At 74.5% G+C, this 19908-nt stretch carries 17 protein-coding genes; 6 read left to right on the plus strand and 11 right to left on the minus strand.

Features of this window, described 5'->3' with window-relative positions:
• Window positions 1-121: 121 nt before the first annotated feature.
• Window positions 122-2077 carry a DUF5107 domain-containing protein gene (locus ACFV2S_RS29100; protein ID WP_385565129.1) on the minus strand — a complete coding sequence of 652 codons (1956 nt, stop codon included), beginning with the start codon at window positions 2075-2077 and terminating at the stop codon, window positions 122-124.
• A gap of 190 nt (window positions 2078-2267) precedes the next feature.
• Here ACFV2S_RS29100 and ACFV2S_RS29105 point away from each other — a divergent pair, with 190 nt between their 5' ends.
• Entirely contained in the window at window positions 2268-2600 is a 333-nt protein-coding gene (locus ACFV2S_RS29105) for a DUF6204 family protein (RefSeq protein WP_385565132.1), read from the plus strand.
• Here the strand turns inward: ACFV2S_RS29105 and ACFV2S_RS29110 are convergent.
• The 3 genes from ACFV2S_RS29110 to ACFV2S_RS29120 all read right to left on the minus strand — a co-directional run bounded on the left by ACFV2S_RS29110 (window position 2597) and on the right by ACFV2S_RS29120 (window position 3824).
• Complete coding sequence (locus ACFV2S_RS29110; protein WP_385565137.1) at window positions 2597-3148, minus strand: GNAT family N-acetyltransferase; 552 nt, start codon at window positions 3146-3148, stop codon at window positions 2597-2599. The two genes, ACFV2S_RS29105 and ACFV2S_RS29110, sit on opposite strands and share 4 nt — an antisense overlap.
• An 80-nt stretch (window positions 3149-3228) precedes the next feature.
• The gene (locus ACFV2S_RS29115) at window positions 3229-3576 is read right to left on the minus strand and encodes a hypothetical protein (protein ID WP_385565142.1); all 348 of its coding nucleotides are present in this window, start codon (window positions 3574-3576) and stop codon (window positions 3229-3231) included.
• Entirely contained in the window at window positions 3573-3824 is a 252-nt protein-coding gene (locus tag ACFV2S_RS29120; protein WP_385565146.1) for a DUF1049 domain-containing protein, read from the minus strand. Before ACFV2S_RS29120 ends, ACFV2S_RS29115 begins: the two co-directional genes overlap by 4 nt.
• A 187-nt stretch (window positions 3825-4011) precedes the next feature.
• Here ACFV2S_RS29120 and ACFV2S_RS29125 point away from each other — a divergent pair, with 187 nt between their 5' ends.
• Window positions 4012-4767 (plus strand): GntR family transcriptional regulator, encoded by a 756-nt coding sequence (locus tag ACFV2S_RS29125; RefSeq protein WP_383793023.1) that lies wholly within the window; start codon window positions 4012-4014, stop codon window positions 4765-4767.
• Window positions 4768-4890: 123 nt separating this feature from the next.
• Window positions 4891-5979 (plus strand): adenosine deaminase, encoded by a 1089-nt coding sequence (locus ACFV2S_RS29130; RefSeq protein ID WP_385565152.1) that lies wholly within the window; start codon window positions 4891-4893, stop codon window positions 5977-5979.
• Between the two features lie 6 nt (window positions 5980-5985).
• On the opposite strand, the gene ACFV2S_RS29135 is transcribed toward ACFV2S_RS29130, so the two are convergent.
• A complete protein-coding gene (locus ACFV2S_RS29135) occupies window positions 5986-7812 on the minus strand; it encodes a CocE/NonD family hydrolase (protein ID WP_385565156.1) in 1827 nt (608 codons plus the stop codon).
• A gap of 235 nt (window positions 7813-8047) precedes the next feature.
• On the opposite strand from ACFV2S_RS29135, the gene ACFV2S_RS29140 reads away from it, so the two are divergent.
• A complete protein-coding gene (locus ACFV2S_RS29140) occupies window positions 8048-8701 on the plus strand; it encodes a GntR family transcriptional regulator (protein WP_385565160.1) in 654 nt (217 codons plus the stop codon).
• A gap of 107 nt (window positions 8702-8808) precedes the next feature.
• Here the strand turns inward: ACFV2S_RS29140 and ACFV2S_RS29145 are convergent, their stop codons facing one another.
• Genes ACFV2S_RS29145 through ACFV2S_RS29160 form a run of 4 tightly spaced genes read right to left on the minus strand, consistent with a single transcriptional unit; the run spans window position 8809 to window position 13933 of the window.
• The gene (locus ACFV2S_RS29145) at window positions 8809-9744 is read right to left on the minus strand and encodes an LD-carboxypeptidase (RefSeq protein WP_385565164.1); all 936 of its coding nucleotides are present in this window, start codon (window positions 9742-9744) and stop codon (window positions 8809-8811) included.
• Window positions 9741-11750: a prolyl oligopeptidase family serine peptidase gene (locus tag ACFV2S_RS29150; RefSeq protein ID WP_385565167.1), complete on the minus strand. Its 2010-nt coding sequence runs from the start codon at window positions 11748-11750 to the stop codon at window positions 9741-9743. The genes ACFV2S_RS29145 and ACFV2S_RS29150 overlap by 4 nt, the downstream gene beginning before the upstream one ends.
• 22 nt (window positions 11751-11772) lie before the next feature.
• The gene (locus tag ACFV2S_RS29155; RefSeq protein ID WP_385565171.1) at window positions 11773-13107 is read right to left on the minus strand and encodes a M20/M25/M40 family metallo-hydrolase; all 1335 of its coding nucleotides are present in this window, start codon (window positions 13105-13107) and stop codon (window positions 11773-11775) included.
• Window positions 13100-13933: a M55 family metallopeptidase gene (locus ACFV2S_RS29160; RefSeq protein WP_383793006.1), complete on the minus strand. Its 834-nt coding sequence runs from the start codon at window positions 13931-13933 to the stop codon at window positions 13100-13102. Before ACFV2S_RS29160 ends, ACFV2S_RS29155 begins: the two co-directional genes overlap by 8 nt.
• A 264-nt stretch (window positions 13934-14197) precedes the next feature.
• Between ACFV2S_RS29160 and ACFV2S_RS29165 the strand changes: the two genes are divergently transcribed.
• The gene (locus tag ACFV2S_RS29165; protein WP_385565176.1) at window positions 14198-15439 is read left to right on the plus strand and encodes a hypothetical protein; all 1242 of its coding nucleotides are present in this window, start codon (window positions 14198-14200) and stop codon (window positions 15437-15439) included.
• A 10-nt stretch (window positions 15440-15449) separates the two neighbouring features.
• Here the strand turns inward: ACFV2S_RS29165 and ACFV2S_RS29170 are convergent, their stop codons facing one another.
• Together ACFV2S_RS29170 and ACFV2S_RS29175 are read right to left on the minus strand one after the other, a co-directional pair.
• Window positions 15450-17906, minus strand: coding sequence for an MFS transporter (locus ACFV2S_RS29170; RefSeq protein WP_385565245.1), 2457 nt, complete (start codon window positions 17904-17906; stop codon window positions 15450-15452).
• Window positions 17907-18159: 253 nt separating this feature from the next.
• On the minus strand, window positions 18160-18603 hold the full coding sequence (locus tag ACFV2S_RS29175; protein ID WP_385565179.1) for an SRPBCC family protein: 444 nt from the start codon (window positions 18601-18603) through the stop codon (window positions 18160-18162).
• 147 nt (window positions 18604-18750) lie between these two features.
• Here ACFV2S_RS29175 and ACFV2S_RS29180 point away from each other — a divergent pair, with 147 nt between their 5' ends.
• Window positions 18751-19782, plus strand: a complete 1032-nt coding sequence (locus ACFV2S_RS29180; RefSeq protein ID WP_385565182.1) for an Rv2578c family radical SAM protein — start codon at window positions 18751-18753, stop codon at window positions 19780-19782.
• The last annotated feature ends 126 nt before the right edge of the window (window positions 19783-19908 follow it).

The raw sequence follows: 19908 nt of genomic DNA on the forward strand, positions 1-19908 counted from the left end.
CCGCGGGGCCCCCCGCCGGCCGGCCGCCCACCCCCGCGCCCCCGGCGCGCGCCCCCCGCCGCGCCGCCCCCGCCCGCCGCCCCCCCCGCCCCCCGGGGCCCCCCCCGGGGGCGCCGGCGTCTCAGCTCGGGCGCATCCGGAACTCGTAGGCGTCCGGGAGCGGTTCGTCGGTGAGCTCCGCCCAGACCTCACCGAGGATCTCCGCGCCCTCGCGCAGGTCCGCGACCTCGAACCCCGCGTCGAAGACGGCGCGCGCGTCGTCCGGCCGGCCCTCGGCCAGCAGGATCCGGATCTCCAGGAAGCGGAAGGCGCCCCGCGCCCGGACCTCGTCCGGCAGCCGCGCCCACAGCTCCCTCGCGTGGCCGGTCCGGCCCGCGGCGAGCAGCGCCGCCACGGCCTCGCGCCCGAGGGCCGCCGCCACGACCGCACCGCCCCCGTGGCCCTCGTGGTCGGCGAAGGCCTCCGCGAACCGCTCGGCGGCCCGTGCCGGGTGGCCGTCCTCCGTGTCGGCGACGGCCAGGCAGGCGAGCAGGGGCCAGCGCACCTCGGCCCCGCGCAGTCCGCGCTCCCAGCTCCGTACGGCCTGGGCGCGGTCCCCCGCGTGCCACTGGGCGATCCCGAGGTGGTACTCGGTGGACGGATCGGCCGGGGCGGTCTCCAGCATGTCCCGCCAGGGGGCGGCGACCAGCGGCGCGCCGGGTCCCGCGCCCTTCGCCGGGGGCGGCAGGACACCGGTGCGCAGGAGTTCCCGCCAGGGCTCCTGCTCCGGTCCGAGCGTCGACTCGGGGAAGGGCGTACCCGGCAACGCGTACCCCCCGCGCAGGACTTCGAGCGCACCCCAGCCGGATCCGGTGGCGAGGACGGTCTCCGGCTCGGCGTCGGCCGCGCCCTCCCGCCAGGCGGTGTACGCCGTGTCGACGGCCTCCCGGGGCAGCGCCGCCCGGAGCTTCTCCTCGACGTCCGCGCAGGCCGCCGCCCAGTCGTCTCCGAGCGCCGTGGCGGGGTCGGCGGCGAGCGGTCCGTACGCCTCCAGCCAGCTGAACTCCTCCTCGCCCGCGAGCTCCAGGTGTTCCAGCTGGGTGCGGGCGAGGCCGGCCTGGATCTCGGCGTAGCCGGGGGTGCCGGGTTCGGTCAGCCACTCCTGCCAGCGCCGGCCGCCGCGCCCGGAGCCCCACAGGAAGAGCTTGCGGCCGCGCAGCGGGTCGGTGGAGGTCTGGACGAGCCCGTGACCGGCCGCGTCGAGGGCGGCGATCCAGCGTCGCCGTCCTTCGGGCAGGTCGTAGAAGAAGTCGGCGGCGTGCACGCCGTTCAGCGGGTACGAGCGGTCGGTGCCGTCCTCCGTGACGGGCACGGGGAGGCGGCTCAGGCCCCGTTCGTAGCCGTGGTGCCAGGCCGCGTCGGCGGGCGCGAGGACCCTGCGCTCCTCGGGGACGGCGATGTTGGACCACCAGTAGGCGGGGGCGGGCCGCTCGTGGGGGTTGCGGACGCGGACGCCGACGTACAGGAAGTCGGAGCCCTCCGGGAGCCACAGGTCGACCTGGAACGGCAGGTCGCGCAGGCGCTCCCACTCCCACAGGCGGAGCATCGGGCCGCCGTCGGGGGCCGGGACGGTCGCGGCGTGGAGGGGCGAGCAGGAGAGGGCGGTGTGGCCGGTGGCCCCGATGTTCCACTCGATGCCGCCGGAGAACCAGGCGCCGTTGAGGGCGAAGGCGGCGGGCTGAAGGACGGGGTTGCGGTAGAGGAGCTCCCGCCCGGTGGGCTTGTGGTGGAGGGAGTGCACGCGGCCGCCGAGACCGGGCAGCACGGTCACCCGGAGCCGGTCGTTCTCGATCACGATCGCGTCGAGGTCCGCGGGGGTGCGCTCGCGGCCGTAGCCGTCGCGCACGGGGGCGGGGAGCAGGCTGCGCAGGGGCGCCCGTCCGATGCCCCGGGCCATGTCGCGCGGGAGCTCCGCGAGGGTCCGCGCGTCGACCGCGTGGGCTCCGGCGCCGGCGGGAGCCCGCAGTGCGGGGAGAGGGTTGTCCGGGCCCAACGGGGCCGCGGGCAGCGTCAGTACGGCACGTCGTACGGTCGTCATTGATCCATGGAACACGCCGGAGCCGGTCCTGACCAGGGGTTCTCCACGGTTCTCCGTGTCAGGCTTCGGCAAAGGCGCCGGGGGCCGCGGGCCCGGATATTCCGGGCGGCGGCCGGGGCCGTCACCGTAGTGTGGAGGGCCGGTCCGCCGTCGTGGCGGCCGGGGACCAGGGGCACAGGGAGTTCGAGGAATGGGTACGCAGCACACCTACCGGGTCATCGTGCGCGGCACGTTCGACGGTCTGTCGGAGGAGAGCCGGACCCGGCTGCTCGCCGAGGTGGACGCGCACGGGCTGACGGCGATGCAGTTCACGAAGGAGGGGTCGCTGACCTACGACCGGACGCTGAAGCACTTCTCGTACCGCCTGGTCGTCGTCTCGGACGCCGAGGACGGCGACGAGATGGCGGGGGCGATCGCGGAGGACCGGGTGGAGACGGCGCTCCGGGAGCTGGGCCACGGGTACAAGGCGCTGCGCTCGACGGTGACGGACCTCGACACGATGAAGATCAACTACAAGCGCTAGGGCGCGGTGCCGACGGGGGCCGTGATCGCCCAGCGTTCGTGGTCGCGCCAGGCCCCGTCGATGTGCAGCATCGCGGGCGAGAAGCCCTCCAGGCGGAAGCCGGCGCGGCGGACGAGGGCGCGGGAGGCGGTGTTGCCGGGCTGGATGTTCGCCTCCAGCCGGTGCAGCCCCAGGGGCCCGAAGGCGTGCTCCAGGACCAGACCGAGGGCCTCGGCCAGGAGGCCGCGTCCGGCCGCGTGCGCGAAGGCGCCGTAGCCGAGGGCGCCGCTGCGGAACGCGCCGCGGACGATGTTGTTGATGTTGACGAAGCCGGCGATGGCGCCGTCGGCGCGCTCGCAGACGAGGAAGCCGGCGCGGGCCGGGTCCTGGAGCAGCCCGCCCGCGTAGACGGCGTACGCGTCGTGCGTGCACGGCGGGAAGAGCCAGGGGCGGTGGAGCTCCCGGCTCTCGCGGGCGCGGGCGGTGAACTCGTCGGCGTCGGCCGCCGAGAAGGGGCGGAGGCCCACGCGGGGCCCGGTGGTGAGGTACGTGCCGGGGTCGTCGGACATACGGAGCAGGGTATGCGGCCGGAGGCCCGCGGGGCGGGGGCAGCGGCCTCCGACGGTGCGGGCCCCGGCCCCCGGGGCCGTCAGCGGCGGGCGTCGCGGACGCGCGGCGGGCAGGTCTCGCCCTTCCGTACGACTCCGATCATGACGGTCGTCCGGCGGTCGAGGCCCGTGCCCGCCGCCGGGTACTGGGTGCAGACCTGCCAGCGCGGCGGCCACAGCACGCGCCGGTCGCGGCCGCTCACGTCGTGGACGTCGAGCCGGGTCCGGCGGTCCAGGTGGGTGAAGACCCGCCACAGCGCCCCGTCGAGGAAGTCCGGCATCGGACGGGTCCCGGCATCGTCGGGATCGGCGGTCTCCTCCGCCGAGGAGGCGGCGAAGGCCGCCAGCGCGAGGACCGCGCCGCCGACCACGACGGCGGCCCGCCTCACTTCCGCCTCCGGGCCGCGAGGGGGGAGCCACCGGCCGCGCCGAGCAGGGCGGTGGCCGGCAGGGCCGCGTCGAGGGGCGGGCCGGCTTCGGGGCTCGGCAGGCGGATCTCGACCTCGCGGGCGTTCTCGACGACGGGAACCGGCGTGTGGTCGGCGACCGCGATCATCGCGACCCGTCCCGGGGCGAAGGCTTCGGCGAGCCGGGACGTGCCACCGCCCGATGTCCGTGGCGTCTCCTTGGGACTCATGCCCGGCCCTCTCCTCCGTCGTGCCGTCGGTCGTACCCGGCCGCAGCCGTGGGACCAGAATGGGACGAGTGGCGCGTCACCGTGACGGCGAGCAGGGCCGTACGGGTGACTTGTCAGACAACGTGGGCCGACTACCGTGGTGCCGGGCCCGCGGCGAACGGGCCGGGGAACGAGACGAGGAGGGGCCGTGGCGGTCAGCGGACAGCGGCGGCGACCGGTCGTGGCGCTCTACGAGCGGATCGCGGACGCCGTCCACGACGGCACCTACCCGCCGGGCTCCACGCTCCCCTCCGAGCCCAAGCTCGCCGCCGAGCTGGGCGTCAGCAGGCCGGCCCTGCGCGAGGCGCTGCTCCTGCTCCAGGAGGACGGCGTCCTGACGGTGCGGCGCGGGGTCGGCCGTACCGTCAACGACCGTCCGCCCAGGCGCGGTTTCGAGCACGTCCAGCCACTGGAGGAGCTGATCGGCGCGGGCACCCCGCTGCGGGTGCGGGCCCTGGTGCGGACCGCCGAGGAGCCGACCGACTTCACCACCCAGCACCTGCTCGCGCCCGCGCGCGCCGAGCTGCGGTTCTGGGAGTCGGTCCTGACCGGGGAGGGCGCGGCGGCGGCCCTGAGCCACGAGTGGGCGGCACCCGACGAGCTGCTCGACCGGGTGCACCCGGAGTTCGCGCGGGCCCTGCGGGAGGCGGAGGGCGCGGGCGCCGAGGCGGTCTCGATGCTGGCGGTCCTGGTCGCGGCCTCCCGTGAGACGTCGCTGCACGCGCACAGCGGGATCACGGCGACGCTGCTCGGACGGCGGCGCGGGGAGCAGCTGGGGCGCCCGGCGGACACCCCCGCGGTGCTGGTCACCCAGGTGGTGCGGGTCGGCGAGGCCCCGGTCCTGGCGGCCAAGCACATGCTCCCGACGGGCACGCCCGCCCTGCCGGTGCTGCAGTCGCACTGAGGCCCCGGGGCCGGGGCCGACCGCACCGGCGCCCCCGCCGGCGGCCCGCGCCCCGCCCCGTGCCGGCCCGCCCGTCAGGGGTGTCACAGCGGCCCGTACCGCCGTGGCGTACACTTCCCGGCCATGCACTTGTCTGACAACCCTGCCACGCCTGCCGCCGCCACCGTCTCCGAGTGGATCCGCCGGGCCCCCAAGGCCGTCCTCCACGACCACCTCGACGGCGGGCTCCGCCCCGCGACCATCGTCGAGCTGGCGCGGGCGTGCGGCTACACCGCGCTGCCGACCGAGGACCCGGCCGAGCTCGCGGTCTGGTTCCGGGACGCCGCCGACTCCGGTTCGCTGGAGCGCTACCTGGAGACCTTCGCGCACACCTGCGCGGTCATGCAGACCCGCGAGGCGCTCACCCGCATCGCGGCCGAGTGCGCCGAGGACCTGGCGGCGGACGGCGTCGTCTACGCCGAGATCCGCTACGCACCGGAGCAGCACCTGGAGGGCGGCCTCACCCTCGACGAGGTCGTCGTGGCGGTCAACGACGGCTTCCGTCAGGGCGAGCGCCGCGCCGGCGGCCGGATCACCGTCCGCGCGCTGCTCACGGGCATGCGGCACACCGACCGCTCGCTGGAGATCGCGGAGCTCACGGTCGCGCACCGGGACAACGGCGTGGCGGGCTTCGACATAGCGGGCGGCGAGATCGGCAACCCGCCGGCCCGCCACCTCGCGGCCTTCCAGCACCTGAAGCGGGAGAACTGCCACTACACGATCCACGCGGGCGAGGCCGTCGGCGCGGAGTCGATCCACGAGGCCGTACAGGTCTGCGGCACCGAGCGGATCGGCCACGGCGTGCGGATCACCGACGACATCGCCGAGGACGGCACGCTGGGCCGGCTCGCCTCGTACGTCCGGGACAACCGCATCGCCCTGGAGGTCTGCCCGACGTCCAACCTCCAGACGGGCGCCGCGAAGGACTACGCCTCGCACCCGATCGACGAGCTGCGCCGCCTCGGCTTCCGGATCACGCTCAACACGGACAACCGGCTGGTGTCCGGCACCACCATGAGCGAGGAGTTCCAGCACATGGTGGACGCCTTCGGGTACGGCCCGGAGGTCTTCGAGGAGTTCACGGTCGCCGCCCTGGAGGCCGCCTTCCTGCCGCTGCCGGAGCGGCGGCGGCTGGTCGACGAGGTCGTCCGCCCGGGGTACGCGGCGCTCTAGGGTCCGCTATCCGACCCTGCCCTCCACCAGGGGCAGGGACAGCGTCCCCGTGGACTCGGGGGCGCTGACGACGGTCACCGGCTTGACGCCCCGGTTGCCGGAGTACGCGGTGTCGCTCGCCGCGACGACGAACTCCAGCCGGTGACCCGTCTCGTACCGGTGGACGATGCCCGGCAGCTCGACGGTGAAGGGGCGGGTGACATCCGGGACGCGCACCGGCGCGACCAGCCGGTTGACCAGCGTCTTCGTTCCGTCGGGCGCGACGTCGTACAGCTTCGCGAAGAGGACGAGCCGGTCGGCGGCGTCGCCGGAGTCCTGGACCCGCTCGGTCGCGGGGGACACGACGCGGAGGGTCGCGCTCGGCGCGCCGACGAGGTCGACGGGCCCGGTGAGCGGGGCGCTGGTCCAGCCGAGGTAGGTGCCGGGGGTGTCGTACGGCCGGGGGTCGGGAAGGCCTGTCATCCCGGCGAGCGAGGACTCCGAATGGCTGGTGGGGACCAGCCAGTTGGCGTAGCTCCTGGAGCCGCGGGCGACCTTCGCGCGGTCGTCGACGAGCTTGCCGTCGCCGGAGAGGTACATCTGCTGGCTGAGCGGCGGGACGCGGTCGGCGGTGCCGTAGTCACGGCCCTCGCGGTACCAGGCGAAGGCCGGGCCGGTGTCCGCGGCCGCGTTCTTCCGGAGGTACCGGTCGAACCAGGCGAGGACGCGCTGTCCGACGTAGCTCGCCCCGGGGTCGCCGAGGTCGAGCTCGCCCGCCTTCTGTCCTCCGCTGTGGCCCCAGGACTGCCAGATCATGCCGGTGTCGACGCCCCGCTCACGGAGCCGGTCGTAGGTGGCGCGCGCCTCGTTGAGGGTGAACAGGCTGTCGGACTGGCCCTGTACGAGGAGGGTGGGGGCGGTGATCCGGTCCAGGTACGAGACCGGGGAGACGCTGCGGGCGTAGGCGAGCATCCTCTCGGTGGCGGCGGCCGGGTAGCGCCCGGAGTTGAGGAGCCTGATCGTGTCGCAGGCGTCGGTGACGAAGTGCAGACAGCCGAGGGAGTTGATCCGGCTGGGGTCGAGCGACGGGGAGAGCAGGGGCTGGCCCTCGCCGATGAGGTAGAAGCCGTTGGCCCACTGCCATTTGAAGACGCCGGGCGTGGCGCGGTCGGCGGCGTTGGGGGCGAGCAAGTAGGCGAGGTCGTTCCAGGTGATGAGCGGGACGAGGGCGTCGACACGGGGATCGACGGAGGCGGCCGCGAGCTGGACGGCGCCCCCGTAGGAACCGCCGATCATGCCGACGCGGGGGTCTCCCTCGCCGTCCCGGGTCACGAAGTCGGCACGGGTGCCGTCGTCGGCCGGGCGGGTGCCGGCGAGGAAGTCGACGAGACGGGCGGCGGCCCGGCCGTCGGTCTCCGGGGCGTCGAGGGAGATCAGGCAGCCGGACTTCCCGAAGCCGAGGCCGGAGTAGACGAGACCGACGTAGCCGCGCTCGGCGAAGGCCCTGCCGATGGCGGCGGTGGAATCGTCGCTCTTGCCGCCGCCGAAGCCGTTGGTGGCGAGGACGGCGGGTGCGGGGTGCGCGGCGTCCACCCCGGCGGGCCGGTAGAGGTCGGCGTCGACCGCGCACCTGCGTCCGCCCGCCTCGACGGTGAACCGGAGCGGGGTGACGGTGTACGGGGCGGGGTTCGGGGCGGGGGCGTTCGGGGTGGCCGTGTACGGGGCGGCGGTGTACGGGGCGGCGGACCCCTCCGCGCCGGTGGCGGGTGCGGCGAGGGCGAGCGGCCCGGCGAGCGCGGCCGCACCGGCCACGAGCGCGAGGGCCTTACGGGATCGGGGCACGGCACGGGACACAGAGACCTCCACGCTGAGGACGACGCCGAGAGACCCACCGACTGCCTACCGACTGGTAGGTACTGGGCGACACCCATGCTGTGACACGTGTCATAGACCCGTCAACGCGTCGGGCACGGGTTGCTGACGGAGATTCAGTGAAGGCCGCGCGCCGCGCCCCGACGGCCGGGTCCCGCGGCCCGCCCCGCCCTTCCCGCCCACCCGTCCCCGCCCGCTCCGATGGGAGAATGGCGGCATGACAGGCGCTGAGGAGTTCAAGCCCGAATCGGAGCGGGTGACGCGCGCCCTGCGCGATCAGATCATCGACGGGACCCGGGCACCCGGCAGCAGGCTGGTCGAGCGGGAGATCGCGGCCGAGCTGGACGTGAGCCGGCTGCCCGTCCGCGATGCCCTGCGGGACCTGGTCGCGGAGGGTCTGGTGACACCCCGTCCGCGCACCTGGGCGGTGGTGCGCGAGTTCAGCGCGTCCGACATCTCGGACCTCGGCGAGGTCCGGTCCGCCCTGGAGGTCCTCGGCTTCCGGCTCGCGGCGCAGCGCCGCACCAGGGCGGGGCTCACGAAGCTCCGCACCGACCTCGACGCCGAGCTGGCCGCCGCGGCCAAGGGCGACGGTCAGGCCGCCCGGCGGGCGGCGGCCGACTTCCACGAGACCGTCACGGAGCTCGCGGACAACGCCCTGCTGAGCGAGCTCAACGCGACGCTGCGCAGCCGGATGCGCTGGATGCTCGGCCAGCACGACGACTTCGCCGTCGTCGCGGAGGAGCACGCGGAGCTGTACCGGGGGATCGAGGCGCGGGACGTGGAGCGCGTCGAGGAGCTGGCCCTGCGTCACCTGGAGACCAGCCGCGACGAGGCCGCCGCGCATCAGCGCAGGACGGCGCCGGAGTAGCCGCCCGAGCCCCGGGAGGCGCCGCGGAGCAGCGGCCCGAGCCCCCGCGAGGCGCCGGTCCGCCCCGCGGCTCTCCGGCGCGGGCGTCGTAGGGATGCCTCCTCCGCTCAGCGCAGGGCCGGCACCTCCAGGGTGAGCGTGCATCCGTCCGCGTCGAGCGCGGCGGGCAGACCGAGCGGCAGGGTGAGCGCGGTCGGGCCGTGCCCGAAGCCCATCTCCTCCACGACGGGCACCCCGAGCCCGCCGAGGCGGTCGGCGAGGACCGCCCGCACCTGCTCGTAGGGGCCGCACTCCTCCCAGGAACCGAGACCGATGCCCGCGACGCCGTCGAACCACCCGGAGCGCAGGAGCTGGGTGAGGATGCGGTCGAGCCTGTACGGCTCCTCCCCCACGTCCTCCAGGAGCAGCAGCCCGCCGCGGGCCGAGGACCGCCCCCGCGGGGTGCCGAGGTCGGCGGCGAGGAGGCTGACGCAGCCGCCGAGCGTCACGCCCCGGGCGCGCCCCGGCACCAGGGTCCGTCCCGTGCTCCGGCCGAGCGTCAGGACGGTCTCGGGCTCGAAGAGGGTGGCGCGCAGGGACTCCTGGGTGGCCGGCTCCGACAGGAACGTGGCGGCGGCGACCATCGGTCCGTGCAGGGTGGCGAAGCCCGCGCGGACGGCGAGGGCCTCGTGCAGGGCGGTGACGTCGCTGTAGCCGACGAAGGCCTTGGGGCCGGCCGCGCGGATCGCCGCCCAGTCCACGAGGTCCACCATCCGCTGGGCGCCGAAGCCGCCGCGGGCGCAGAGCACGGCGGAGACCGAGGGGTCGCACCAGGCCTCGGTCAGGTCGCGGGCCCGCGCCGCGTCGTCGCCCGCCAGGTACCCGAGCGCGGGGTGGGTGTCCAGGACGTGCGGGGCGACCACCGGTTCCAGGCCCCAGCCGCGCAGGATGCCGAGCCCGGGCGCGAGCCGTTCCTCGGGGACGGGCCCGCTGGGGGCGACGACGGCGACCCGCGCCCCCGGCCGGAGCCGCTCGGCGCGGGTGAGGGCCTCGACGGGGCTCACGTGCGGTACTCCAGGGCCGGGACGTCGGTGCGATCGATCCCGAAGGTCGCCGTGTAGAGGGCGAGTTCGGCCTCCAGGGCGCGGACCATGGTGTCGGCCCTGCGGAAGCCGTGCCCCTCCCCCTCGAAGGCGAGGTAGGCGTGCGGGACGCCCCGGCCGGCCGTGCGGGCGAGGAAGCGCTCGGCCTGCGCGGGCGGGCAGATGACGTCGTCGAGGCCCTGGAGCAGGAGGAACGGGGCGGCGACGCGGTCGACGTGCTCGATCGGCGAGCGTTCCTTGTAGCGGGCGGGCACCTCGTCGAGGGGTCCGATCAGTCCGTGGAGGTACTGGGACTCGAAGTCGTGGGTCTCGTCGGTGGCCCAGCCGCGCAGGTCCAGGATGGGGTAGATGATGGTGCCGCAGGCGTACACGTCGGTGGAGACGAGGGACGCGGCGGCCGTCCAGCCGCCCGCGCTGCCGCCGCGCACGGCGAGCCGGGCCGGGTCGGCGGTGCCCTCGGCGGCGAGCGCCGCCGCGACGGCCGCGCAGTCCTCCACGTCGACGACGCCCCACCGCTCGCGCAGCCGGTCCCGGTACTCCCGGCCGTAGCCGGTCGAGCCGCCGTAGTTGACCTCGGCGACGCCGATGCCGCGCGAGGTGAAGTAGGCGATCTCCAGGTCGAGGACGAGCGGGGCGTGGCCGGTGGGGCCGCCGTGCGCCCAGATCACATAGGGCGGCAGCTCGCCCTCGGGCCCGCTGTACCGGGGGTGGTGCGGCGGGTACACCTGTGCGTGGATCTCCCGCCCGCCGGGTCCGGTGAAGGTGCGGACGCGGGGTTCGGGGAGGTGGGCGGGGTCGACGGCGTCGGTGTGGGCGGCGCCGACGACGCGGCTGCGTCCGGTGCGGGTGTCGAGCTCGACGAGCTCGTAGGAGCGGTGCGGTCCGGCGGCGACGCCGACCACCCGGGTGCCGTGCGCGGCGAGGGTGGCGGCCCACTCCGTGCGGGGTCCCGCGGCGTCGACGAGGGCGCGGCGCTCGGGGTCGAGGATTCCGAGCGTGGTGGTTCCCCTGCCGTGGACGACGGCGATCAGCCCGTTCTCCAGGGGGGTGAACCAGCGGAGTCCGATCTTCCAGAGCGGGCCGCCGAACTCCTCGGCGCGGGGGCAGAGCGCCTCCGGTTCGGCGAGGGCCCCGTCGGCGCCGGCCTCCGCGCGGTAGAGGTTCCACCAGCCGGTGCGGTCGCTGACGAAGAGCAGTCGGCCGGCCGCGTCCCAGTCGGCCTGCGGGATCGACTCGGCGGTCCCGCCCGCGACGGTCCGGGCCTCGCCGAAGGCGCCCTCCGGGGTGACCTCGGCGAGCAGGACCTCGGTGCCGTCCCAGGGCATCCGGGGGTGGTCCCAGGCGATCCAGGCCGCGCGGCGGCCGTCCGGGGAGAGCCGGGGGCCGGTGACGAACCGGTGGCGTCCGTCGCTCAGTTCACGGACCGCGCCGCGGTCCTCCGCGGCCGAGCCGTCGAGCGGAACGGCGGCGAGGACGCGGCGCACGTCGGTCGGCGCGGGCCCGGTGAACTCCTCCAGGACGCACCACACCTCGCCCCGGTCCGGGTGGATCACCGGGTCCACCCAGCGCAGTCCGCCGCCGACGGAGGAGACGGGGGTCAGCGGCCGCGGCGCGGTGCCGGGGGCGGCGTCCGGTTCGTACGCGTAGAGCCGCTGGTCGGGGAAGTGGCAGAACACGGCGAGCGGTCCGCCGGCCGGCCGTGCGACGGCCGCCCAGGGCTGCCCGCCGTACTCGATCACCCGGCTCCGGACGTTCCACGGGGGTGGCAGCAGGCTCTCCTCGGTGCCGTCGGCGCGCCGCCGGACCAGGGCGCGCCGGCCGCCCTCGGCGGGGCGGGGCGCGGTCCACCACAGCTCGTCGCCGACGGTGCCGAGGTACTCGGGCCGCCCGTCGTGCGCGGCCGCGAGCCCGGCGCTCACGGGTGAGGGCCAGCTGCCGTACCCGGCCGTGGTCGTGGTCGTGCCCATCCCATCTCCCCCTGTCACGGGCCTACGCGGACTTCAGATAGTGGTCGAGCACCCGGACGCCGAAGTGCAGGGCGTCCACCGGGACGCGCTCGTCGACGCCGTGGAACAGTGCCCCGTAGTCGAGGTCCGGGGGCAGCCGGAGCGGCGAGAAGCCGTAGCCGGTGATGCCGAGCCGGGAGAACTGCTTGGCGTCGGTGCCGCCGGACATGGTGAACGGCACGACGTGCCCGGCGGGGTCGAAGCGCTCCACGGCGGCCCGCATCCCGGCGAAGGTCGGCGAGTCGACCGGGGCCTCCAGGGGCACCTCGCGGTGGTGGAACTCCCACGCCACGTCGGGCCCGGTGAGCTGGTCCATGGTCGCGGCGAACTCCTCCTCCGTACCCGGCAGCATCCGGCCGTCGATGTAGGCGACGGCCTGTCCGGGGATGACGTTGACCTTGTAGCCGGCGTCGAGCATCGTCGGGTTGGCGCTGTTGCGGACGGTCGGTGCGACGAGGGCGGCGGCCGGACCGAGCTTGTCGAGGAGGAGGTCGACGTCGAGCTCGGGGGCCGCGGTGTCGACCTCGATGCCGTACAGCGCGGCGAGTTCGGTGAGGGCGGCGCGGACGGTCGTGGTGAGACGGACCGGCCAGGTGTGGCCGCCGATCCGGGCGACGGCCGAGGCGAGCCGGGTGACGGCGTTGGCCGTGTTCACCTTGGAGCCGTGGCCGGCCCGGCCGTGGGCGGTGAGCTTGAGCCAGGCGGTGCCCCGCTCGCCCGCCGCGATCGGGTAGAGGGTGAGACCGGGGTGCGGGTGGAAGCTGAACGCCCCGGACTCGCTGATGCCCTCCGTACAGCCGTCGAAGAGGTCCGCGTGCCGGTCGGCGAGGAAGCCGGAGCCGTCCTCGGCGCTGGCCTCCTCGTCGGCGGTGTAGGCGAGGACGATGTCGCGGCGGGGCCGGACGCCCTGGCGGGCCCAGGCGCGGACGACGGCCAGGACCATCGCGTCCATGTTCTTCATGTCGACGGCTCCGCGCCCCCACACGATCCCGTCGCGGACCTCGCCGGAGAAGGGGTGCACGGTCCATTCGGCGGGATCGGCGGGCACCACGTCGAGGTGGCCGTGGACCAGGAGGGCGTCGGCCGAGGGGTCGGTGCCGGGGATCCGGGCCACCACGTTGGTGCGGCCGGGGGTCCGCTCCAGGAGGGTGGGCGCGATCCCGGCGTCCGCGAGCCGCTCGGCGACGTACTCGGCGGCCGGACGCTCGCGGCAGTCGCCGCCGCCGCGGTTGGTGGTGTCGATGCGGATGAGCTCGGAGGTGAAGGTGACCACCTCGTCGAGCGCCGTCGTGTCCGGGCCCCGGACCTCCTCAGCCATACTGCTCCTCCACCGCGGCCGAGACGATGGTCGTGACCGCCTTGAACGTGCGAATTGCCTCGTACATCGTCTCGCTGGTGTACGCGACGCGCCGCTCGCCGCCCCGCGCCACGCCGGGAACCACCGTTGCGGCGGCGCCCAGGTGATCGGCGTCGAACTCCAGCTCCACGGTGAAGGGGCCGCCGCGGACCGGCTCGTGCCGGACGGCGAGCGCGGCGCCGGTCTTCGCCGCGGCGCGGATGTCGGCGGCGGTCCTGGCCGGCGGGCGGCACACCGCCGCGTACCGCGAGACGTGGTCCTTGACGGCGACCTTCGGCGCCCCGGGCGCGTATCCCAGGGCGTCCTCGCAGGTCAGGTCGTCCCCGGTGACGAGGACGACGGGCACGCCGTACTCCGCGACCACATGGGCGTTGAGCAGGCCCTCGCTCGCCCGCTCGCCGTTGAGCCAGACCCCGGTGATGGAGTTCGCGAGGTAGGTGTGCGCGAGGACGCCCTCGGTACCGGCGCCCGTGTGGTAGCCGACGAAGGCGATGCCGTCGACGTCGCCGTGCTGCACGCCCTCGACCATCGAGAGGGACTTGTGGCGGCCGGTGAGCATCTCGGCCCGCTCGTCGAGCCGCTCCAGGAGCAGATTCCGCATGGACCAGTGCGCCTCGTTGATGAGGACCTCGTCCGCGCCGCCGTCGAAGAAGCCGAGCACGGCGGCGTTCACGTCGGAGGTGAACATCGCGCGGCACCGCTCCCACTGGGGCGTGCCGGGAAGCACGTCGGCGGGCCAGGTCACACCGGTCGCGCCCTCCATGTCGGCGCTGATGAGGATCTTCATGCCTGGCACCGTACGCGCCGTCCGGCCGCCCTACCACCCCTGTGGATAACCGCCGTTGGAGTGGACCACTGGCATCGGCCGGACGGCCGTACGGATCATCCGGCGGGTTCCGGATGCGCTCCGGGCGGGGGGTGGGGCACGATGCCGTGGGCCGTGCCCGTACGCCACCCGATCGGCGGCCCCCGAAACGGGCGAAACATCGCCAAGGGGTGCGTATAGGCTGTCGGCCGCAGCCGTCGTTGTCGACCTTCCGGAGAGCTCTCGGTGACCATCGCCCTCACCCCGTCCGAATCCGCGCCCGCCGAGACCGAGCCCGTCGGCACCGGGTCCGCCGTCGTTCCCGAGCCCGCCGGGCCCGTCATGGCGGAGGAGCCGGAGTTCTGGGAGCCGTCGGCCCCCGGGCCCCGGGAGGAGCCCCGGGAGGAGGCCCCGGAGCCCCAGACGGAGGACCTGGAGCCCCAGACGGAGGACCTGGAGCCCCAGGAGGACACGGAGCCCCGGGAGGAGCAGCCGTACGACCCGGTCGTCGTCCGTGACGCCCATGACTTCGGGGTGTACGCGCGGACCGGCGGCTGGGCGTTCGCCCTGAAGGTGGCCCGGAGCGTCCGGCCCGGCGGGCAGGCGGCCGAGGGGACGGCCCGGACGAAGGTCTCCGCGAAGGCCTTCGCGGAGCTCGCCGGGTGCTCGCCCGAGCGGGTCATGCGCCACTACAGGGCCTGGGACATGGCGGCCGACGACGGTCTGGTCCCGCAGTTCGAGGTGCTGGTCCCCGGCGAGGACATCGAGCTGCCGGACGCGGACGTGTGGCTCTCGTACTACACCTCCCGCAACAGCGCGTCCTCCGTGCGCGGCCAGGCGATCAGCGCGGCGGCCGAGGCGGAGGGCATCCGGCCGACGAAGGCCCTGGAGGTCGCGGAGAACCCGACGGCGCTGCGGGCGGCGATCCTCGCCGACCCCGGGACGGCGGAGGCCGCGCGCGGGGCGCTGCTCGACCGGATGAAGGAGGACCCGGCGCTCCAGACGGAGATGGCCCGGGCCTTCGCGCGGACCGACGACCTGAAGAAGGCGGTGGCGAGCGAGGCGAAGGCGGCCGACCGCATCGGGTACGTCCGGCAGATCGTCGAGAACGGCCAGATCAGGACCCCCGCCGGGCAGACCGTGGAGGCGCCGGCCGAGCTGCGGGCCGAGGCCGAGCGTCATCTGTCGCTCCTCGACGAGCTGGACGACTCGGAGGAGGCGGGCGAGTGGGCCGGCGAGGCCTACGACACGGTGAAGGGCCTGGTCGCCAAGGCGGTCGAGGAGGATCCGGCGCTGCGCGTCCTGGAGCGGCGGACGAGGTTCTACAGCAGCCTGCAGAAGGCGACGAAGGTCTTCGAGGAGCTGACCCTCGACGAGGTGATGGAGGAGGACATCTACGAGGCGGACATGCTCCAGCGCCTCGAAGCCCTCCAGGAGGCGATCGGCACCTGCATCAGCGCGCTGCGCAAGGCGACGACCACCTCCTGAGTCGGGCCGGTCAGTCCTGGTGGCCGAGCTGGAGGTCGCGCTCGGTGCGGCCGCCGCCGGCCACCTGGAGGACGGTGGCGACGGGCGGGTACCCGGCGGCGATGACCGTGTACTCGCCGGAGGACAGGTCGATGAAGCGGAAGCTCCCGTCGGCGCCGGTGGTGAGGGTGTCGACGACGTTGCCCGCGGCGTCGAGGAGGGTGACCCGGGCGTCCTCCACGGGGCGCCCTCCCCCGGCCCGTACGGTGCCGCGCAGCACCGCGCCGCCGGCCAGTTCGATGTCCTGGCGGGTCTCGCGGGAGGACTGGACGCTGACGGGGAGCGCCGCGGGCCGGAAGGCGGGGGCGCTGGCGGCCAGCGTGTACTCGCCCGCGACGAGCTCCCCGATGACGTACCCGCCCTCGCGTCCGCTGCGGGTGGAGGCGACGACCTCGCCGCGCACGTCGGTGAGGGTCACGGCCGCGTCCCGCACGGGCGTGCCGTCGGCGGTGACGACGCTGCCCGCGAGCCGCCCGGCGCCGCCGAGGACCACGTCGAGCTCGACGGGCCGGTCGCCGACGGTGACGGAGACGGCCTGCGGCTGGTGTCCGCCGGCGGCCGCGATCAGGACGTAGGCGCCGCCGCCGGGGACGCTCAGGGCGTACCGGCCGTCCTCGCCGCTCGCGCCGCGGCCGATCTGCCGGCCCTGGACGTCGATGAGGGTGAGCGCGGCCCGGGGGACGCGGCTTCCGTCGTGGTGCTGGACGGTGCCGCAGACCGGCACCCCGGCGTGCGGAGGGGTGGCTCCGGCGGGGGCGGCGGCGGAGGCCGCGTGGCGGGCGTGCGGGAACGCCTGCGCGGTGCTCAGGTCGATGGCCTCGGTGGCCTCGGTGAGGGGGCTGTGGTGGGACACCAGCGGTTTCTCCTTGAGGAAGAAGGCGAGGACGAGGCCGAGCACGAGGACCGGCACGAGGTAGAGGAAGATCCGCGGCATCGCGTCCGCGTACGCCTGGATGTACGCGTCGCGCAGGGCCGGCGGCAGGGTGTGCACCGTCCCCGGCGTGATCGACTCGGCCGGCGGCAGGGTCACCGGGCCGCCCTGGGCGAGGACGCCGGCGAGGCGGTCGCCGAGGGCGGCGTCGAGGCGGGAGGCGAAGAGCGTGCCGAAGACGGCGGCGCCGACGCTGCCGCCGATCTGACGGAAGTAGGTGTGGGCGCTGGTGGCGGTGCCGAGGTCCGCGGGACGGACGGAGTTCTGTACGGCGAGCACGAGCACCGGCATGACCAGGCCGATGCCGGTGCCGAGGACGGCCTGCCACAGGCTGTGCTGGAGGCGCGGGGTGTCGGTGTCCATGCGCGAGAGCAGCCACATGCCGAGGACGGCGACGGCCCCGCCGATCACCGGGTAGATCTTGTAGTGGCCGGTGCGGCTGATGAGCTGGCCGGAGACGACGGAGGCGATGACGATGCCGCCCATGAGGGGCAGCATCAGGAGGCCGGACTCGGTGGCGCTGGCACCCTCGACCATCTGCAGGAAGCTGGGGAGGTAGCTGGCGGCGCCGAAGAGCGCGATGCCGACGACGGCGCCGACGAGGGCGGTGACGGTGAAGACGGAGTCGCGGAACAGGCGCAGCGGGATGAGCGGTTCGGGCGCGAAGTGTTCGACGACCAGGAAGAGCAGGGTCGTTCCGGCGGCTCCGCAGGCCAGGGCGAGGATGACCCGGGAGTCCCAGGCGTACTCGGTGCCGCCCCAGCTGGTGAGCAGGACGAGGCAGGTGGAGGCGGCGGCGAGGAGGAGGGCGCCGAGGACGTCGAAGCGCGCGCGTGCCGTGGGCTTGGGGAGCTTGAGGACGGCGGCGACGACGGCGAGGGTGACGAGCCCGAAGGGCACGTTGAAGTAGAAGCACCAGCGCCAGGAGACGTGGTCGGTGAAGAAGCCGCCGAGCAGGGGCCCCGCGACGGACGCGAGGCCGAAGGCGGCGCCGATGAGTCCCATGTAGCGGCCGCGTTCCCGGGGCGGCACGATGTCGGCGATGATCGCCTGGACGCCGATCATGAGGCCGCCGGCTCCGGCGCCCTGGACCGCGCGGAAGGCGATGAGTTCGTCCATGGTCCGGGACCAGCCGGCGAGGGCGGAGCCGATGACGAAGACGACGATCGCGAAGAGGAAGACGCCCTTGCGGCCGAGGAGGTCGCCGAGCTTTCCGTAGACCGGCAGGCCGATGGTGGAGGTCAGCAGGTAGGCGGTGATCGCCCAGGACATCCGGTCCAGGCCCTGGAGTTCGCCGACGATCTTCGGCAGGGCGGTGGCGACGATCATCTGCTCCAGCGCGGCGAGGAGCAGCGCGAGCATGAGGCCGCAGAAGACGAGCCGTACGCGGCGGGGGTCGAGAGCGGCGGGTCCCGGGTCCGCCGGCGGGGCCGGATCGGCGGGCGGAGCGTCCAGGGGGTCCGCTTCGCCCGCGGCGTCCGGGACGCCTTTCACCATCGTGATCGCACCCACGTACCTGCTCCCAACGTCGCGGCGTCTGCGCCGCGCCATTCTTCGCATTGCACGCGAAGGGGGAGCAAGTCGGGCGGTACGGGAGGGCGGTGGCGCTCCGGGGGGTGAACGTCCCTGCACTACGGCGCACTTGGGTCGCTCATCAGCGCGTTTACGGGAAGGCCCGCGCCCCCGGCGCGCGGGAGTGCCGGTACGGGGGGCGCGGGCGATCCACTCGAATCGGTGAACGCTCCGGGCGTTACTTCTCGACCTCGGCGGCCAGCTTGGCGAGGACGGCGTCGTAGATGCGGCCGAGGCCCTTGGGGGCGAAGGTCTTCTCGAAGAAGCCGCCGATGCCGCCGGCGCCGTTCCAGACAGTGGTCACGACGGCGCGGGACCTGCCCTCGCCGGCGGGGGTCACGGTCCAGGTGGTGACCATGGAGGAGTTGCGGTCCTTCTCGACGAGCTGCCCGTCGGTGGGCTCCGTGACCTCCAGGAGGCAGTCGCGGACGCGCTTGCTGGTGGCCTGGAGCTTCCAGTGGACGAGGGTGCCCTCGCCGTCGCCGCCCTCGCGCACCTCGTACTCGCTGAAGTGCTCGGGGAGCACCTTCGCGCGGGTACCGCTGTAGTCGGCCAGCGCGTCGAACACCGTCTCCGCGTCCGCGGCGATGATCCGTTCCGTGGTGGCCTCGACCTGCGCCATTGACTTCCTCCAGCTCGTGATTCCTCGGGGGTGTGGCCCAAGCGAACCACGTGGGCTCCGGGGGGCGAAATCCGGGTTGCGACGATCAAGGGAACAGGTGTTCTATTCTGAGTGAACGGTCGAGTCCGAGCCACCGAGGAGGCGTCCATGCGCTGGGACCATCTGGGCGACACCCCCGCCGCCCCCGCCGACATCTCCCTCTTCGGCACGGACGCGGTCACGACGCGGACCTTCGACACCCCCGAGTTCCGGGGCATCACGTTCCACGAGGTCCGGGCCCGCTCGATCCTGAACCGGGTGCCCGGCGCCTCCCGCATGCCGTTCGAGTGGACGGTCAACCCGTACCGGGGCTGCACGCACGCGTGCGTGTACTGCTTCGCCCGCAAGACCCACAGCTACCTCGACCTCGACACCGGCCTCGGCTTCGACTCCCAGATCGTCGTCAAGATCAACGCCCCGGAGCTGCTCGCCCGGCAGCTCGCCTCCCCCCGCTGGCAGGGCGCGCACGTCGCCATGGGGACCAACGTCGACTGCTACCAGCGCGCCGAGGGACGCTACCGGCTGATGCCCGGCATCCTCACCGCGCTGCGGGACCGGGCCAACCCGTTCTCGATCCTCACCAAGGGCACCCTGATCCTGCGCGACCTGGAGCTCCTGACCCAGGCCGCCCGGGTCACCGAGGTCGGCATCTCCGTCTCCGTCGGCTTCACCGACCAGGAGCTCTGGCGGACGGTCGAGCCCGGCACCCCGTCGCCCCGGCGCCGCCTCGACGTCGTCCGCACGCTCGACGAGCACGGCATCGACTGCGGGGTCCTGATGGCGCCCGTGGTGCCCTTCCTCGGCGACCGTCCCGAGCAGCTGCGCGCGACGGTCCGCGCGATCGCCGAGGCCGGCGCGAGTTCGGTCACCCCGCTCGTGCTGCACCTGCGGCCGGGCGCCCGCGAGTGGTTCATGACCTGGCTGCGCGCGCACCACCCGGGCCTGGTGCCGCGGTACGAGCGGATGTACGCGGGCGGGGCCTACGCGCCGACCTGGTACCAGCGCCGGATCACCCGTCAGGTGCACGAGCTGGCGGCCGAGTTCGGCATCGGGCCCGCGCACCGGGGCCCGGGGCGCCGGATCCCCGTGCCGGAGGAGCCCTCCCCCACGGCCGGCCCGGAGCAGCTGACGCTGCTGTGAGGCACCCCCCGAGCTCTCCTCCGATCATCGGACCGGACACCTGACACGCCGTCGGATCCGCATCCGTTCGGGTCAACTCTCGGCGAAACAGGACCTCTCCGCGCCGGTTCGGGACACAAACGCCCT

It is taken from the genome of Streptomyces sp. NPDC059695 (genome assembly GCF_042733785.1).
Classification (GTDB): domain Bacteria; phylum Actinomycetota; class Actinomycetes; order Streptomycetales; family Streptomycetaceae; genus Streptomyces.

Coding starts and splice junctions, on each gene's coding strand:
- ACFV2S_RS29100 (WP_385565129.1), bottom strand. CDS start 2,077: ATGACGACCGTACGACGTGCCGTACTGACGCTGCCCGCGGCCCCGTTG.
- ACFV2S_RS29105 (WP_385565132.1), top strand. CDS start 2,268: ATGGGTACGCAGCACACCTACCGGGTCATCGTGCGCGGCACGTTCGAC.
- ACFV2S_RS29110 (WP_385565137.1), bottom strand. CDS start 3,148: ATGTCCGACGACCCCGGCACGTACCTCACCACCGGGCCCCGCGTGGGC.
- ACFV2S_RS29120 (WP_385565146.1), bottom strand. CDS start 3,824: ATGAGTCCCAAGGAGACGCCACGGACATCGGGCGGTGGCACGTCCCGG.
- ACFV2S_RS29130 (WP_385565152.1), top strand. CDS start 4,891: ATGCACTTGTCTGACAACCCTGCCACGCCTGCCGCCGCCACCGTCTCC.
- ACFV2S_RS29140 (WP_385565160.1), top strand. CDS start 8,048: ATGACAGGCGCTGAGGAGTTCAAGCCCGAATCGGAGCGGGTGACGCGC.
- ACFV2S_RS29150 (WP_385565167.1), bottom strand. CDS start 11,750: ATGGGCACGACCACGACCACGGCCGGGTACGGCAGCTGGCCCTCACCC.
- ACFV2S_RS29155 (WP_385565171.1), bottom strand. CDS start 13,107: ATGGCTGAGGAGGTCCGGGGCCCGGACACGACGGCGCTCGACGAGGTG.
- ACFV2S_RS29160 (WP_383793006.1), bottom strand. CDS start 13,933: ATGAAGATCCTCATCAGCGCCGACATGGAGGGCGCGACCGGTGTGACC.
- ACFV2S_RS29170 (WP_385565245.1), bottom strand. CDS start 17,906: ATGGTGAAAGGCGTCCCGGACGCCGCGGGCGAAGCGGACCCCCTGGAC.
- ACFV2S_RS29175 (WP_385565179.1), bottom strand. CDS start 18,603: ATGGCGCAGGTCGAGGCCACCACGGAACGGATCATCGCCGCGGACGCG.
- ACFV2S_RS29180 (WP_385565182.1), top strand. CDS start 18,751: ATGCGCTGGGACCATCTGGGCGACACCCCCGCCGCCCCCGCCGACATC.